Annotated in this window: 15 protein-coding genes and 1 pseudogene; 8 read left to right on the top strand and 8 right to left on the bottom strand. The window is 72.8% G+C overall.

Annotated elements, in window-relative coordinates:
- Position 1: 1 nt before the first annotated feature.
- Both ACF1G2_RS17935 and ACF1G2_RS17940 read left to right on the top strand, forming a co-directional pair.
- The gene (locus ACF1G2_RS17935; RefSeq protein WP_391799166.1) at positions 2–1,144 is read left to right on the top strand and encodes a molybdopterin-dependent oxidoreductase; all 1,143 of its coding nucleotides are present in this window, start codon (positions 2–4) and stop codon (positions 1,142–1,144) included.
- Positions 1,145–1,321: 177 nt separating this feature from the next.
- Positions 1,322–1,546, top strand: a complete 225-nt coding sequence (locus ACF1G2_RS17940) for a hypothetical protein (protein WP_391799167.1) — start codon at positions 1,322–1,324, stop codon at positions 1,544–1,546.
- On the opposite strand, the gene ACF1G2_RS17945 is transcribed toward ACF1G2_RS17940, so the two are convergent.
- From ACF1G2_RS17945 to ACF1G2_RS17955, 3 genes are read right to left on the bottom strand one after another with little or no spacing between them, the layout of a single operon-like run.
- On the bottom strand, positions 1,522–2,274 hold the full coding sequence (locus ACF1G2_RS17945) for a class I SAM-dependent methyltransferase (protein WP_391799168.1): 753 nt from the start codon (positions 2,272–2,274) through the stop codon (positions 1,522–1,524). The two genes, ACF1G2_RS17940 and ACF1G2_RS17945, sit on opposite strands and share 25 nt — an antisense overlap.
- Before the next feature lie 60 nt (positions 2,275–2,334).
- Positions 2,335–3,042 carry a DUF2064 domain-containing protein gene (locus ACF1G2_RS17950; RefSeq protein ID WP_391799169.1) on the bottom strand — a complete coding sequence of 236 codons (708 nt, stop codon included), beginning with the start codon at positions 3,040–3,042 and terminating at the stop codon, positions 2,335–2,337.
- Positions 3,039–3,779: a glycosyltransferase family 2 protein gene (locus ACF1G2_RS17955; protein ID WP_391799170.1), complete on the bottom strand. Its 741-nt coding sequence runs from the start codon at positions 3,777–3,779 to the stop codon at positions 3,039–3,041. Before ACF1G2_RS17955 ends, ACF1G2_RS17950 begins: the two co-directional genes overlap by 4 nt.
- Before the next feature lie 116 nt (positions 3,780–3,895).
- Between ACF1G2_RS17955 and ACF1G2_RS17960 the strand changes: the two genes are divergently transcribed.
- Together ACF1G2_RS17960 and ACF1G2_RS17965 are read left to right on the top strand one after the other, a co-directional pair.
- The gene (locus ACF1G2_RS17960) at positions 3,896–4,642 is read left to right on the top strand and encodes a response regulator transcription factor (protein WP_391799171.1); all 747 of its coding nucleotides are present in this window, start codon (positions 3,896–3,898) and stop codon (positions 4,640–4,642) included.
- A 3-nt stretch (positions 4,643–4,645) separates the two neighbouring features.
- Entirely contained in the window at positions 4,646–5,758 is a 1,113-nt protein-coding gene (locus ACF1G2_RS17965) for a sensor histidine kinase (protein ID WP_391799172.1), read from the top strand.
- On the opposite strand, the gene ACF1G2_RS17970 is transcribed toward ACF1G2_RS17965, so the two are convergent.
- The 3 genes from ACF1G2_RS17970 to ACF1G2_RS17980 form a co-directional block, all read right to left on the bottom strand.
- Complete coding sequence (locus ACF1G2_RS17970; protein ID WP_391799173.1) at positions 5,733–6,788, bottom strand: NAD-dependent epimerase/dehydratase family protein; 1,056 nt, start codon at positions 6,786–6,788, stop codon at positions 5,733–5,735. The two genes, ACF1G2_RS17965 and ACF1G2_RS17970, sit on opposite strands and share 26 nt — an antisense overlap.
- A 106-nt stretch (positions 6,789–6,894) precedes the next feature.
- Positions 6,895–7,626, bottom strand: a complete 732-nt coding sequence (locus ACF1G2_RS17975; protein ID WP_391799174.1) for a VOC family protein — start codon at positions 7,624–7,626, stop codon at positions 6,895–6,897.
- Positions 7,627–7,791: 165 nt separating this feature from the next.
- Positions 7,792–9,015 (bottom strand): cytochrome P450, encoded by a 1,224-nt coding sequence (locus ACF1G2_RS17980; protein WP_391799175.1) that lies wholly within the window; start codon positions 9,013–9,015, stop codon positions 7,792–7,794.
- Positions 9,016–9,322: 307 nt separating this feature from the next.
- Between ACF1G2_RS17980 and ACF1G2_RS17985 the strand changes: the two genes are divergently transcribed.
- The 3 genes from ACF1G2_RS17985 (at position 9,323) to ACF1G2_RS17995 (ending at position 12,335) form a co-directional block, all read left to right on the top strand.
- Entirely contained in the window at positions 9,323–11,314 is a 1,992-nt protein-coding gene (locus tag ACF1G2_RS17985) for a discoidin domain-containing protein (protein ID WP_391799453.1), read from the top strand.
- 91 nt (positions 11,315–11,405) lie between these two features.
- Positions 11,406–12,038 (top strand): TetR/AcrR family transcriptional regulator, encoded by a 633-nt coding sequence (locus tag ACF1G2_RS17990; protein ID WP_391799176.1) that lies wholly within the window; start codon positions 11,406–11,408, stop codon positions 12,036–12,038.
- Positions 12,039–12,116: 78 nt separating this feature from the next.
- Positions 12,117–12,335 (top strand): DUF6296 family protein, encoded by a 219-nt coding sequence (locus ACF1G2_RS17995; protein ID WP_391799177.1) that lies wholly within the window; start codon positions 12,117–12,119, stop codon positions 12,333–12,335.
- A 38-nt stretch (positions 12,336–12,373) separates the two neighbouring features.
- Here the strand turns inward: ACF1G2_RS17995 and ACF1G2_RS18000 are convergent, their stop codons facing one another.
- Together ACF1G2_RS18000 and ACF1G2_RS18005 are read right to left on the bottom strand one after the other, a co-directional pair.
- Positions 12,374–13,141, bottom strand: coding sequence for an NPP1 family protein (locus ACF1G2_RS18000; RefSeq protein WP_391799178.1), 768 nt, complete (start codon positions 13,139–13,141; stop codon positions 12,374–12,376).
- 150 nt (positions 13,142–13,291) lie between these two features.
- Positions 13,292–13,618 (bottom strand): annotated as a pseudogene (locus ACF1G2_RS18005) (MFS transporter); the annotation flags it as partial.
- Between the two features lie 152 nt (positions 13,619–13,770).
- Here ACF1G2_RS18005 and ACF1G2_RS18010 point away from each other — a divergent pair.
- On the top strand, positions 13,771–14,496 hold the full coding sequence (locus tag ACF1G2_RS18010; RefSeq protein WP_391799179.1) for a transporter substrate-binding domain-containing protein: 726 nt from the start codon (positions 13,771–13,773) through the stop codon (positions 14,494–14,496).
- Positions 14,497–14,561 lie beyond the last annotated feature (65 nt).

Consider the following 14,561-nt stretch of genomic DNA (forward strand, 5'->3'; position numbering starts at 1 on the left):
CGTGAAATCCCCCCTCGCGACACCGCCCCTGCCCACCTTCCGCGGCCGTCTCCATGACGGGAGAACGGCCACGGCGATCGGCCGCTGGCTCGGGCTCGCCCTCGCGGTCTGTTTCCTCACCGGCGTCACGAGCCACTATCTGCAGCGGCCGCCGGACTGGCTCGCCGACGTCCTGCCGAGCAGGCCGACGTGGGGCTACCGCTTCAGCCAGGGGTTGCACGTGGCGAGCGGGATCGCCGCGATCCCGCTGCTCATGGCGAAGCTGTGGGCCGTCTATCCGAGGCTGTTCGTCCGGCCGCCGCTGCGGTCGGTACGGCACGCGCTGGAGCGTCTGTCCGTGGCCGCCCTGGTCGCGGCCGGAGTGTTCCAGCTGTTCACCGGGTTGCTGAACATCGTCGAGTGGTACCCGTGGCCGTTCTCCTTCGTCCCCGTGCACTTCGCCGTCGCGTGGCTGCTCGCCGGCGCGCTGCTGCTGCACGTGGCCGTCAAGTGGCCGGACATCGCGTCCCATTGGGGGCGCCGCTCCCCCGGCACGCTGACTCTTCCGGCCGAGGACGAGCCCGACCGACGCTCGCTTCTGACGGGCGTCGCGGCGGGCGTGGCCGCGGTCACGCTGACGACGGTCGGCCAGTCGTTCACGCCGCTGAAGCGGCTGGACCTGCTCGCGCCGCGTCATCCGGACCATGGAACGCAAGGCCTGCCGGTCAACCGGACCGCCGTCGCGGCCGGGGTGACCGCGGCGGCCACCCGCGACTGGCGGCTGACGGTCGCCGGGCCCCGGTCGTACGCGCTGGGCCTGGAGGAGCTGCGCGCGCTGCCGCAGACCGACGTCCGGCTGCCCATCGCCTGCGTGGAGGGGTGGAGCGTGGAGGCGCGCTGGACGGGCGTACGGATCCGGGATCTGCTGGAGCGTGCGGGGGCGTCACCACGGTCACGGGTACGGGTGGTGTCCCTGGAACGCCGGGGCGCGTACCGGGTCATGGAGATGGGAGCGTCGTACGCGGAGGATCCGGCGACGCTGCTGGCGCTGCGGCTGAACGGGCAGGTGCTGTCGCTGGACCACGGCTTTCCGGCACGGATCATCGCGCCGAACCGGCCTGGTGTGCTGCAGACCAAGTGGGTCGCCGGGCTGGAGGTGCTGTGAGCGTGGTCCGGTACGTGTGCGGTGCGCTGGGGGTCGCGCTCATGGTGCTCGGGGCGGTGCTGGTGGTGCGGACCGGAACGGTCGGGGAGGTGGTTCTCTGGCTGGCGGGGGCGATCGTGCTGCACGACGGGGTGATCGCGCCGGTCGTGCTCGGGGGTCGGGCTGCTGATCGCCGCGGTGCCGGCACGGGGCGCGGTGCGCGGTGGTCTGATCGTGGCGGGGAGTCTGACCCTGATCGCGCTTCCCCTCATGGTGCGGCCGGGGGCCCCGCCCAACCCGACCGCCCTTCCCCTCGACTACGTCCGCAACTGGCTGGTCCTGATGGGGGTGGTGGCGATCGGGACGGGCGTGGTGCTCGGCGCACGACGGCTGCCGGCTCAGCGGCGGCGTCGCCGGAGCTGAAGGAAGCTCCGGTTCCCGGCCCGCCAGCGGCGTTCGACCCGCCACCCGGTGGCGTCGGCGTACGCGGGCAGGGCCCGGGCGCCGACGCGGGCCCAGCGGAAGTCGGCGCCGTGCGCTCCGCGGCCGTCGACGACCCGGACGGCGACCCGCTCGTCGACGTCGGGGGCGGCCGCCTCCACGAGGAGCTGTCCCTCGGGTTCGACCAGTTCGGCGGCGCGTGCGAGGAGCTGTCCGGGGTCGCCGCCGATGCCGATGTTGCCGTCCATGAGCAGGACGGTGCCCCAGCGGCCCTCGGCCGGCAGCGGGTCGAAGACGGACCGCAACAGGGCGGTGCCGCCGCCGTCGACCGTACGGTCGACGGCCTCCTGGCAGACGTCGATGCCGAGGACGGGCCGCCCGGCGGCGGCCAGCGCGTGCACCAGGCGTCCGGGTCCGCAGCCGACGTCCAGGACCGCGCCCTCGCAGCGGTCGAGCACCGTGCCGTCGGCCGGATCGGCGACCGCGCACCATCGTTCGACCAACCTCCAGAGGCAGCAGCCGGCCGTCGTCGCGCCGGAGGAAGACAGGGCCGCGACCGGAGCGGAGGGCGTCCGCCCAGGGGTCGGCGAGCCAGGGGTCGACGAGGCCGCCGCCGGGGGACGACGGGACGCGGGCGGTGACCGGGGTACGGGCCGGGACACGTCGCGCTCCGGCCGCCTGGGCGGGCGGTGAGGTGTGTACCTCGTCATCGGCGTACGTTCCCGCGGTCCCGAAGTTGTCGGCCGTACCGCACTCCGATTCCAGCGCGCTCATGCGGCACCCGTCGCCGTCGTGGGCGCGGTCGCGGTCGGGGTCGCGGTCGCGGTCAGGGTCGCTGCCGCCGTCGCGGTCGCGGTCGCCGTCGACGTCGCCGTCAGCGCGTGGTGGGTGGCGGCGAAGCGCGTGCCGGGGGCCGCTTCGGCGACGGCCTGGGCGTCGGCGGCCGTGTCGACGTCCCGGAGCCACGGCAGATCGCGCACGTGCAGACCCGCGTCCGTGAGGCGGCGGCGCTGCACCGTCCCGGTCTCGGGGACGGACATGGGGACGCCGCGCAGCAGGGCGGGGTCCGGTGTCGCGAGGCCGAGCGCCCAGAAGCCGCCGTCCTCCGCCGGACCGAACCACGCGTCGCAGCCGCTGAAGTCGAGTCCCGTGCACAGGAGTTCCGGGGACACCTGCGGGGTGTCCATGCCGACCAGCAGGGTGGGGCCCGTACAGGAGGCGAACGCGGCGGCGAGACGCGCGTCCAGGCCGCCGGGGCTCTGCGGCACGGTCTCGAAGCCGCGCGGGAGCCAGTCGCCCGGTGCGCCGTCGAGGACGAGGACCCGGCGGTCGGCCGGGGTGGCGAGCACCGTGGCCAGGGTGTCGGCGAGCGCCGCCTCGGCGAGGCGCGCCGCCTGCTGCGGGCTGAAGGGCGGGGTGAGCCGGGTCTTCACCCGCCCTGGTACGGGTTCCTTGGCGATGACGAGAAGGGTGCTCACCGGTTCGCCTCCACTCGTGCCGCCGGGGCGGTCTCCTCCGTGGTCGGGTGCGCCTCGCGCAGGACCTTGCGCATGTCGCGGACGGCATGCCAGGTGCCCAGCCAGGTGCCGGTGACCTTGGACTTTCCCGTACGGGACAGGTACGGGACGTCCCGCTCGGCCACCCGCCAGCCCGCGTCGGCGGCGCGCACCACCATCTGGAGGGGGTATCCGCTGCGCCGGTCGGTGAGGTCCAGGGCGAGCAGCGCGTCGCGGCGCGCGGCGCGCATGGGGCCGAGGTCGTGGAGGCGGAGTCCGGTGCGGCGGCGCAGCATGCGGGCCAGGGCGACGTTCCCGGCCCGTGCGTGCGCCGGCCATGCGCCGCGTGACGCGGGTCGCCGTCGGCCGAGGACGAGATCGGCCTCGCCCGCGGCCACCTGGGCGGCGAACGGGACGAGCAGGCCGGGGTCCAGCGAGCCGTCGCAGTCGCAGAAGCAGACGATGTCGGAGTCGGCGGCGAGCAGCCCGGCGTGGCAGGCGGCGCCGAAGCCGCGGCGCCGCTCGGTGACGACGGTCGCCCCGAGGTCACGGGCGATCCCGGGGGAGCCGTCGGTCGATCCGTTGTCGACGACGATCGGCCGCCAGCCGGGCGGCACGCGCTCCAGGACCCAGGGCAGCGCCCGGGCCTCGTCGAGGCAGGGCAGGACGACGTTCACCGCGTACGTGGTCGCGGAAGGCGATTCGGTCACGGATTTCACCGTACGAATCCGGACGGGACAGAAGGGATCCGCGGACCTTACGAAACGCGGACGTCGCTCCCCTGCGCCACCCCCGAGGTGCGCGAACGGCACGGACCGGTGCGAGGCTGGCCCCCATGCAGCAGCCTGAGCAGTCCGAGGGGACACCACAGCGCGTCCTGGTGGTGGACGACGATCCGACCGTCGCCGAGGTGGTCACCGGCTATCTGGAGCGGGCCGGATTCGCGGTGGACCGGGTGGCCGACGGGCCGTCCGCGCTGTCCGCCGCAGGGGCACGGTGGCCGGATCTCGTGGTGCTCGATCTGATGCTTCCGGGCATGGACGGCCTGGAGGTCTGCCGGCGGTTGCGGAGCATCGGCCCGGTCCCGGTGATCATGCTGACGGCGCGCACCGACGAGGAGGACCGCATCCTCGGCCTCGAGATCGGCGCGGACGACTACGTCACGAAGCCGTTCAGCCCGCGCGAACTGGTCCTGCGGGTGGAGGCCGTGCTCCGCCGCCACACCACCGTCCGGCGGCCCGGTCCGCTGCTGCGGGCGGGCGGTCTGGAGGTCGACCCGGCGGCGCGGCGCGCTACGAGGGACGGGCGGCCGCTGGCGCTGACGCTGCGTGAGTTCGACCTGCTGAGCTACTTCCTGCTGCACGCCGGCGAGGTGTGCGACCGCGAGCGGCTGATGCGGGAGGTGTGGGGGTGGGACTTCGGTGATCTGTCGACGGTCACGGTCCATGTGCGCCGGCTGAGGGGGAAGATCGAGGAGGATCCGGCGCGTCCGACGCTGATCCAGACGGTGTGGGGCGTCGGCTACCGCTTCGAGGCGGCCGCCGACCGGCCCGCCGCGCCCGCGCCGCCGACGGAGGGCTGAGCCGTGCGCGACATACTTCTCATCGCCCTGTACGCCTTCTTCGGCGCGGCCGCGGCCGGGGTGCTGGGGGCCGGGCTGCTGCGGTTGCTGCGCAGCCGCTCGGTCGCCGTGTCCCTCACGGTCGTCGCGAGCGTCGCCGTGACGGCGATGCTCTCCGGGACCCTCGCCGTGGCGTGGGCCATGTTCCTGTCGGCGCACGACCTGTTCGTCGTCACCACGGTCGTCGCGATGGCGGCGGCCGCCTCGCTCGGCACCGCGCTGCTTCTGGGTCGCCATGTCGTCGTCAGCTGCCGGGAACTCGCCGTCGCGGCGCGGGACTTCGGGGAGGGCGGGGTCTTCTCCGCGCCTCGTGTGCCGGCCCCCGCCGAGCTGGCTGCACTCAGCCGTGAGCTGTCGGCGACCAGTGCGCGGCTCGCCGAGTCCCGGGAGCGCGAGCGCGCCCTGGAGGCGTCCCGGCGTGAGCTCGTCGCCTGGATCTCGCACGATCTGCGCACGCCGCTCGCCGGTCTTCGGGCGATGTCGGAGGCTCTGGAGGACGGAGTGGTCGCCGATCCGGTCCGCTACCACCGGCAGATCCGGACGGAGGTCGACCGGCTCAACAGCATGGTGGGCGATCTGTTCGAGCTCTCCCGCATCCACGCGGGGGCGCTGACGCTGAGCCCCGTCCGGGTCTCGGTACACGACCTGGTGGGCGACGCGCTGGCCGGCGCGGTGCCGCTCGCGCGCGAGCAGGGGGTGCGGCTGGTGGGCGAGCGGGTCGCGCCCGAGCCGGTGGAGGTGGACGGCCGGGAGATGACCCGGGTGCTGGCGAACCTGCTGGTGAACGCGATCCGTCACACTCCGGCCGACGGCACGGTAGCCGTGGCCGCCGAGCGCCGCGCCGAAACCGTCGTCCTGTCGGTCACGGACGGCTGTGGCGGCATCCCCGTGGACGAACTGCCGCGCGTCTTCGACACGGGGTGGCGCGGCACGGAGGCCCGGACCCCGCCCGGTGGGGCGGGACTCGGTCTAGCCATCGTGCAGGGCATCGTGGAGGCCCACGCGGGGCGCGCCGACGTGCGCAACGTGGAGGGCGGCTGCTGCTTCGAGGTCACGCTCCCCGCAGCTCGCTCGTAGCGAACTCGGTCATGCCCTCGGCGAAGCCGACGGCGGGACGCCAGCCCAGGTCGGCCCGGAGGCGGGTGGGGTCGGCGGTGATGTGGCGTACGTCGCCGAGGCGGTACTCCCCCGTCACGACCGGCGGCGGTCCGCCGTGGGCGGTGGCGAGCGCCGTCGCCATCTCGCCGACCGTGCGGGGGTCGCCGCTGCCCGTGTTGTACGGGGTGAGTGAGGCGGGCGCCCGGTCGGCGAGGGCCTCCAGGGCCAGGGCGTTGGCGGTGGCCACGTCCCGTACGTGGACGAAGTCCCGCCGCTGTCCGCCGTCCTCGAAGACCCGGGGCGCCACACCGCACGCCAGGGCGGAGCGGAAGAGCGAGGCGACTCCGGCGTACGGGGTGTCGCGGGGCATGCGGGGTCCGTAGACGTTGTGGTACCGCAGGGAGACGGCACGGCCGCCGGTGGTGCGGGCCCAGGAGGCGGCGAGGTGTTCCTGGGCGAGTTTGGTGGTGGCGTACACGTTGCGGGGGTCGGCGGGCGCGTCCTCGCCGACGAGCCCGGGCGCGAGTGCGGCGCCGCACCGGGGGCAGCGGGGCTCGAACCGGCCCGCCGCGAGGTCGCCTTCGGCACGGGGACCGGGACGCACGGGCCCGTGGGTGGGGCAGTCGTAGCGGCCCTCGCCGTAGACGACCATGGAGCCGGCCAGGACGAGGCGGCCGATCCCGGCCTCGGCCATGGCGGCGAGGAGAACGGCGGTGCCGAGGTCGTTGCAGGCGACGTAGTCGGGGGCGTCGGCGAAGTCCTTGCCGAGGCCGACCATGGCGGCCTGGTGGCAGACGGCGTCGACACCGTCGAGCGCGCGGGCGACGGTCTCCCGGTCGCGCACGTCTCCGTGCAGCCACTCGGCCGCCGCGGGCGGCGACGGCGGCGGTCCGGAGTGGGCCGCCGGGAGGAGGGCGTCGAGGACGACGGGGTGATGGCCGCGGGCGGCCAGGGCGTCGACGATGTGTGAGCCGATGAAGCCCGCGCCGCCGGTGACGAGTACACGCATGGGGATCACCGTACGGAGCGGGCGGGGGGTGCGGGTGGCGTGCGCGCCGACGTCCGGGATTCGTAAGGTCCCGTCCGCCGCGCCGCCCGGGCGGTGGGACCGGTCGTCAGCGGGGAGGCAGGACCCGAAACTCCTGGCCGTCGGGGTCCACGAGCAGCACCGGCGCGGGCTCGCCCGTGGTGGTCGCGGTGGGGTTGTCGAGGCGCGTGGCTCCGAGGGAGAGGAGACGTTCGACCTCGGCGTGCTGGTCGCCGTCCGCGGGCGGGGCGAGGTCGAAGCGCAGGCGGGCCCTTCCGGTCCTGTCCATGTACGGCGGCCCGCCCCAGGTGATCTTCGGCCCGCCGTGCGGCGAGCGGATCGCGGTCTCCTGGTCCTGGTCCCAGACCAGGGGCCAGCCCAGTGCCCGGCTCCAGAAGTACCCGACCTCCTGGGAACCGTCGCAGGCGAGCGCTCCGATGAAGCCGCATTCGGCGAGGAAGGCGTTCCCCGGCTCGATGACGCAGAACTCGTTCCCCTCGGGGTCGGCGAGGACCACGTGCCCGTCGTCGGGGCTCTGGCCGATGTCGATGTGGCGGGCGCCGAGTTCGAGGGCTCTCGCCACGATCTGCCGCTGGTCCTCGTCGTTGCTCGTGAGGTCGAAGTGCAGGGGGTTCTGGTCCGTCTTCGGCTCCGGGGCCGGGAGGAACCGGATCAGGAATCCCGTGTCGTCGGCCGGCCGGAGGACGATGCCGCCGTCCGGGTCGTCGGTGGTCTTCCAGCCGAGGAACTCGCTCCAGAACCTGGAGAGACGCTCCGGGTCGTTCGCGTCGTAACAGAGGGCATGGAGGCGGGACGTCATCCCTCGGTCTCCGATCCGCCGGCTCGTCGCCCGAGCATCGATCGCCTCGGGCCGTCACCGGACATGTGGGCGGCCAGTCGTGGCGCAGCCTGACCGTGGACGGCCGCGCCGGTCAACTCGTTTTCCGGTGCCCGCGCGTCCCCGCGGGCGCCGTGGAGGCCGGGTCTACCTCGGGTGGAGGCGGACCGGCAGGGACTGGTGGCCGTTGCTGATCAGCGAGGGCAGGGGGCGGAGTTCGGCGGGGTCGACGGCGAGGGCGAGGTGGGGGAAGCGGGTGAAGAGGTGCTCCAGTGCGGTGGCCACCTCCAGCCGGGCGAGGGGGGCGCCCAGGCAGTAGTGGATGCCGTGGCCGAAGGTGAGGTGGTCCTTGGCCGGGCGGGTGACGTCGAAGTCGTCGGCCGTCGGGCCGTGCCAGTCGGGGTGGCGGTTGGCCGCCGCGTAGGAGGCGAGGACGGCGTCGCCCCGGGCGATGGTCCGGCCGTCGGGGAGCGCGATGTCGGTGACGGCGTAGCGGAGCGGGAGGTGCGCTACGGCCGGTTCGAGGCGGAGGGTCTCCTCCACCACGTCGTTCCAGCCGGACCGGCCGGCGCGGACGTGGGCGAGCTGGTCCGGGTGGGTCAGCAGGGAGGTGACCGCCTGGTCGATGACGTTGACCGTCGTCTCGTACCCGGCGCTGATCACCAGCAGGAGCGTGTCGCGCAGTTCGGCCTCGCTGAGGGCGGAGCCCTCCTCGTCGTGCGTGGCGATGAGGAGCGAGGTCATGTCGTCGCCCGGTTCGGCCCGCCTGGCGGCGATGAGGTCGTCGAGGAGCCCGTAGAGGCGTACGGCGTTGGCCGCGGCCTCCTCTGCCGTGAGCGTGGTGTCGAAGACGCCGTCCACGAGGGCGCGGAAGCCGGCCCTGCGGGTTTCGGGGACGCCCATCATGTGGCCGATGAGGGCGATGGGCAGGGGGTAGGCGAGACGTTCGCGCAGGTCGACGACCTCTCCGTGCGGCTCGGCCGCCAGGCCGTCGAGGAGCCCGGTCACGAGGGTGTCGACGACCGGTTGCAGGGCGGCGACCCGGCGGGCGCTGAAGGCGGGAGCGACCAGGCGGCGGAGGCGGGCGTGGTCGGCTCCGTAGGCGGTGAACATGTTCGTGACGGCGACCCAGAGGGCGAGCGGCCAGTCGCGTACGGCCTCGTCGAAGGCCGGCCAGTGGCGGCGGCCGTCCTTGGAGACGTCCGGGCCGGTCAGCAGTTTCCTGAGCAGGACCGGGTCGCTGACGGACCACGCCTGTACGCCGAGGACGTCCACGAGGGTCGCGGCGCCGTGGGCGCGCAGCAGCCGGTGTTCGGCGTGACGGTCGGCCCCTGTCGGGTCGAGGACGATCGGGATGTTCGGCCGGTTCACGGGGAGTCCTTTCGGCGGCGCGTGGAGCGAGCGGTTCCCAGCGTGGAGGTCCCACGCTTCTGACGGAAGATCAGAAAGCCGCCCCGATGGCCGGATCGAGGCGCTACCCTCTCGCATCAGGTCATCTGTCCCGGACTCTTGACTCCCTTACCCGGAGTCGGGATCCTTCACCACACCTTTCGCGCGGAACATGACAATTCCCCGACCGAAGACGTGAGTGATGTCCATGATTCCCCCCACGCACAGCCGTACGTCCGGCAGGCGCGGGCCGCTGGCCGTGCTGTCGCTGCTGCTCGCCACGGTGGCCATGCTGCTCGGGCCCGCGCCCGGTTCGGCCGCCGACAGCTCCTGGTGGGACCCGACGGCCCGGCCCGCCCCCGACTCCGAGATCAACGTCACGGGCGCACCGTTCAAGGGAACGAACGAACGGGGCGAGGTGCGCGGCTTCGTCGACGCGCACAACCACCTGATGTCCAACGAGGCCTTCGGCGGCCGCCTCATCTGCGGCAAGAACTTCTCGGAGCAGGGCGTGGCCGACGCGCTCAAGGACTGCCCCGAGCACTACCCGGACGGCTCGCTCGCGGTCTTCGACTTCATCACCAAGGGCGGAGACGGCAAGCACGACCCGAACGGGTGGCCGACGTTCAAGGACTGGCCCGCCCACGACTCGCTCACCCACCAGCAGAACTACTACGCCTGGGTGGAGCGGGCCTGGCGCGGAGGTCAGCGGGTGCTCGTCAACGACCTCGTCACCAACGGGGTCATCTGCTCGGTCTACTTCTTCAAGGACCGCAGCTGCGACGAGATGACCTCCATCCGCCTGCAGGCGCGCAAGACGTACGAGATGCAGGACTACATCGACAAGATGTTCGGCGGCCCGGGCAAGGGCTGGTTCCGGATCGTCACCGACTCCGAGCAGGCCCGCGACGTCATCCAGCAGGGCAAGCTCGCGGTCGTCCTCGGCGTCGAGACCTCCGAGCCCTTCGGCTGCAAGCAGATCCTCGACGTCGCGCAGTGCAGCCGGGCCGACATCGACCGCGGCCTCGACGAACTCCACCAGCTGGGCGTGCGCAGCATGTTCCTCTGCCACAAGTTCGACAACGCCCTGTGCGGGGTGCGGTTCGACAGCGGCACGCTGGGGACCGCGATCAACGTCGGCCAGTTCCTGTCGACCGGCACCTTCTGGAAGACCGAGAAGTGCACCGGCCCGCAGCACGACAACCCGATCGGGCTCGCCGCGGCGCCGCAGGCGGAGAAGCAGCTCCCGGCAGGCGTGACGGTCCCCGGGTACGCGGCCGACGCGCAGTGCAACACGCGAGGTCTCACCGAACTCGGCGAGTACGCGGTGCGCGGCATGATGCAGCGCAAGATGATGCTCGAGATCGACCACATGAGCGTCAAGGCCACGGGCCGCGCGCTGGACATCATGGAGTCCGCGGACTACCCGGGCGTCATCTCGTCGCACAGCTGGATGGACCTGAACTGGACCGAGCGCGTCTACGGGCTCGGCGGTTTCATCGCCCAGTACATGAACGGCTCCGAGGGCTTCATCGCGGAGGCGAAGCGGACCGAGGCGCTGCGTGACAAGTACGGCGTGGGGTACGGCTACGGCACCGACATGAACGGGGTCGGCGGCTGGCCGGGCCCGCGTGGCGCGGACACCCCCAACCCGGTGAAGTACCCCTTCCGCAGCACCGACGGCGGCTCGGTCATCGACCGGCAGAAGACCGGGCAGCGGACCTGGGACCTCAACACCGACGGCGCCGCGCACAACGGCATGGTGCCGGACTGGATCGAGGACATCCGGGTGGTCGGCGGCCAGGACGTGGTGAGCGACCTGTTCCGGGGCGCCGAGTCCTACCTCGACACCTGGGGCGCCTCCGAGCGGCACCGGGCCGGCGTGAACCTCGCCTCGGCGAAGCCGGCGGCGGCGTCCACCACGGAGTGGTGGAACCCCTTCACCACGTTCGCGGCGAGCCGGGCCGTCGACGGCGACCCGGGGACCCGCTGGGCGAGCGAGTGGAAGGACGGCCAGTGGCTCCGGATCGATCTCGGTTCGCCGCAGCTGGTCAAGAAGGTCACGCTCGACTGGGAGCGGGCGTACGGCAAGGCGTACCGTATCGAGGTCTCCGACGACGGCGCGGCCTGGCGTACCGCCTGGTCGACCACGAGCGGTGACGGCGGTCTCGACACCGTCACGTTCGCCGGGACGACCGCGCGGTACGTCCGGATCTTCGGTCAGCAACGCGGCACCGACTGGGGGTACTCCCTCCGCGAGGTCGGCGTCTACAGCGGCTGAGGGCCGCCCCGGGCGGGGTGACGGGGCTGAACGCCTCGTCGCCCCGCCCGGGGCCGTTCGGACCCGGGCCGCACCAGAAAGGAACCACCGCATGCCCCGTATGCCGCTCGCCGAACGGCGCCGGCAGTTGACCGAGGCGGCCATCCGCGCCATGACCCGGGACGGCGTGCCGCGCACGACGACCCGGTCCATCGCGGCGGAGGCGGGCGTGTCACTGAGCGTCTTCCACTACTGCTTCGACTCCAAGCAGGCCCTGCTGGAGTCCGTGATCACGGCGATCACCGACCACTACGTCGGCACGGTGAAGAAGGCGCTGCGGCCGCGCGCGACGTTCAGGGAGACCATGCGGGCCGGATTCGAGGCGTACTGGGAGCATGTCCGCACCCATCCGGGCGAGCACATGCTGACCTACGAGCTCACCCAGCACGCGCTGCGCACCCCGGGGTTCGAGGAGCTGGCGCGCCGTCAGCACGAGCGGTACGCCGAGATCTACCGGGAGCTCATCGAGGAGCTCGACGCGAGCATGGTGCTCGACATCCTGGTCCCCGTGCCGGTGCTGGCCCGCTATCTCGCGTCGGTCACCGACGGTCTGACCCTGAACATCCTCGTCCTGGGCCACGACGAGGAGTCGGCGGCGCTGCTCGACCTGGTCACCGACCAGGTCGCGGCGCTCGTCAGGGACGGGGCCGGCGCCGCCCCCTCCGGTGCGCGCGCCGCCGAATGATCGGTTTCCGGCGTCCGTCCGGGCAGCGGTGCCCCGCGGACCGCCGATTCGGCGTCAGGTGTCGGTATAAACAGGCGCATGCAGCATGCCGAGCGGTTCGAGCTGACCTTCCCGACCTCGGGTGACTCCATCGTCGTCACCCGCACGGACCGTAAGGGGGCGGGCGGGCACCCCGTGTACTCCGACGAGACGGGCATCGTGCAGGCCGAGATCGACGAGGACGGCAACGTCCGCATGCTCGCCAGCGGCGGACACCAGAGTCACGACGTGCCCACCCGCGCCGTCCCCGTGGACTGAGGCGTCCCCGGGGGCGGCACGGCAGGCGTGGGGGCCGCTCAGGCGTACGGGTCGAACGGGATGCCTGCGGGCTTCGCCTCGGCGAGGTGCGGGGCGAAGCTGCCGTCCTTCAGGCCGAAGTGGGCGCTTCCGAAGTCCGTCTGGACCAGCTTGTCGCGGACGCCCGCCGGGTAGCCGTTCCAGCCGACGAGGGCCGGGAACTGCCACTGGCCCTTGTGGTTCTCCGGCGGCTCGTCGTTCGCGTTGGCGGGGCGGAAGCAGTGGGTGCTCACACCGTCCTTGTGGTAGACGACCTTGGGGTGTGTCCCGTCCCAGCGGATCTGGTCGCGGCCGTACGTGTTGAAGTCACCGTGCGCGGACGTGGAGACGTACTTGGCCTGGTTGTCCTGGATCCAGACCACGACGTGCTCCCAGTCGTGGCGGTGGCCGCCGAGGGAGATGCCGGGGATCGCCTGGTCCTTCTCGAAGTAGAGCCCGTAGAGGACGGCGCACCAGCCGTTGTTGCACTTGGAGCGGGAGTAGCTGTTGGTGTTGTCCAGGTCCCAGGCGTCCCGGCACGAGCCGTTGAGGGCGCCCGTGGGCTTGAGTCCCGGGTTGACCGTGCCGTCGGGTCCGATGGCCGCCGAGGAGTAGCAGCCGTCCGTGTCGTAGTCGAACGCGGGCTGGAACGTCCGGTCGAGCCCGTCGGCGTTGGCGGGCAGCGGCGGGGGCGGCGCGGCGAACGCGCTGCCCGAGACCGCGACGACCAGCGCGATGCTGCTGCCGAGGGTGAACGTGACCCTGCGGGTCCACGAACTCGTCTTCAACTGCGTCCTCCTGAGGGACCGCCGTGCGGGGCGCGAGAGGTGATGCGGGGGTTGCTCGATTGGCATGCCCAGATCAGTTCTCTCGAACCCCGCTGTCGCCAGGAGGACCGGCCGATGACGGCGCGGTGAAGGGTGGCGGTCGACGGCCCGTCAGGCAGGCGCCCCGGACGGCAGGTGCGGCGAGGCGGCCTCGTCGGCCCCGTCGGCATCGTCGACGCCTTCGGTACCGGCCGCCGGCGCGACGGGGATGAGGTAGGCGACGACCGCGGCGGCAAGACCCACGCCGCTGCCGCTGAGGAGGGCCACACGGAAGGCGTCCTCGGAGGGCAGGAGACGGCCGGCGAAGTCCGTGGTCATCTGCGCCAGGACCACGCCCGCCACCGCCGCGGATACGGAGCTGCCGATGGAACGCATCAGCGTGTTGAAGCTGTCGGCCGACGCGGTCTCGGAGCGGGGCACGGCGCCCACGAGCCGCGCGTCGGTCTTGGAGCTGGTCACGAACGCCGCGTACCTCCGGCGCTTCAACAGCGACATCGAGCGCCTGGAGGGGCGTCCCTGGCCGCGCCCCCGGCCCAGCGACCCGGGCGGCGGGCCGACACCCCCCGAACGGCTGTCCTAGACTCCGCCGCATGACGACTCCGACCGCGGACATCGCCCGGGATCTCGCGCCGACCGGCGTACTTCGGGCCTCGATCAACCTGGGCAACCCGGTCCTGGCGCACGGCACGCCCGGCGCCCCCGGCGGGGTCACCGTCGACATCGCCCGGGAGATCGCCGCGCGTCTCGGCCTGCCCGTCGAGTTCGTCTGCTTCGACGCGGCCCGCAGTTCGTACGAGGCGATGACCACGGGCCGCGCGGACGTCTGCTTCCTCGCAGTGGAGCCGGCGCGCGAGGCCGAGGTCGCCTTCACCTCCCCGTACGTCCTGATCGAGGGGGTGTTCGCCGTGCCCACGGGTTCCGGGTTCGCCACCTCCGCCGACGTCGACCGGGAGGGGGTACGGATCGGTGTGAAGCGCGGCTCCGCGTACGACCTGTACCTCACGCGCACGCTGCGGTACGCGACGGTCGTACGCGGCGAGGAGGGGGTCGACACGTTCCGTGCGGAGGGCCTGGAGGTCGCGGCCGGGATCCGGCAGCCGATGACCGCGTACGTAGGCGCGCACCCCGACGTCCGGCTGATCGAGGACCGGTTCATGGAGATCCGCCAGGCCGTCGGGACGACTCCGGCGCGGCGTCCCGGCACGGTGCGTTTCCTCACGGACCTCGTCGAGGAGCTGAAGGCCTCCGGCTTCGTCGCCGAGGCACTGCGCCGCGCGGATCAGTCCCCCACCCTGGTGGCCCCGCCCCGGGACTGACTCGACCGGTCCTGTGGATCCGGCGCGCCACACGGAGGTCCGGCCTTCGGTGTCCGAACTCCTCC

Source organism: Streptomyces sp. NPDC013457 (genome assembly GCF_043089925.1).
In the GTDB taxonomy this organism is placed as follows: Bacteria; Actinomycetota; Actinomycetes; order Streptomycetales; family Streptomycetaceae; genus Streptomyces.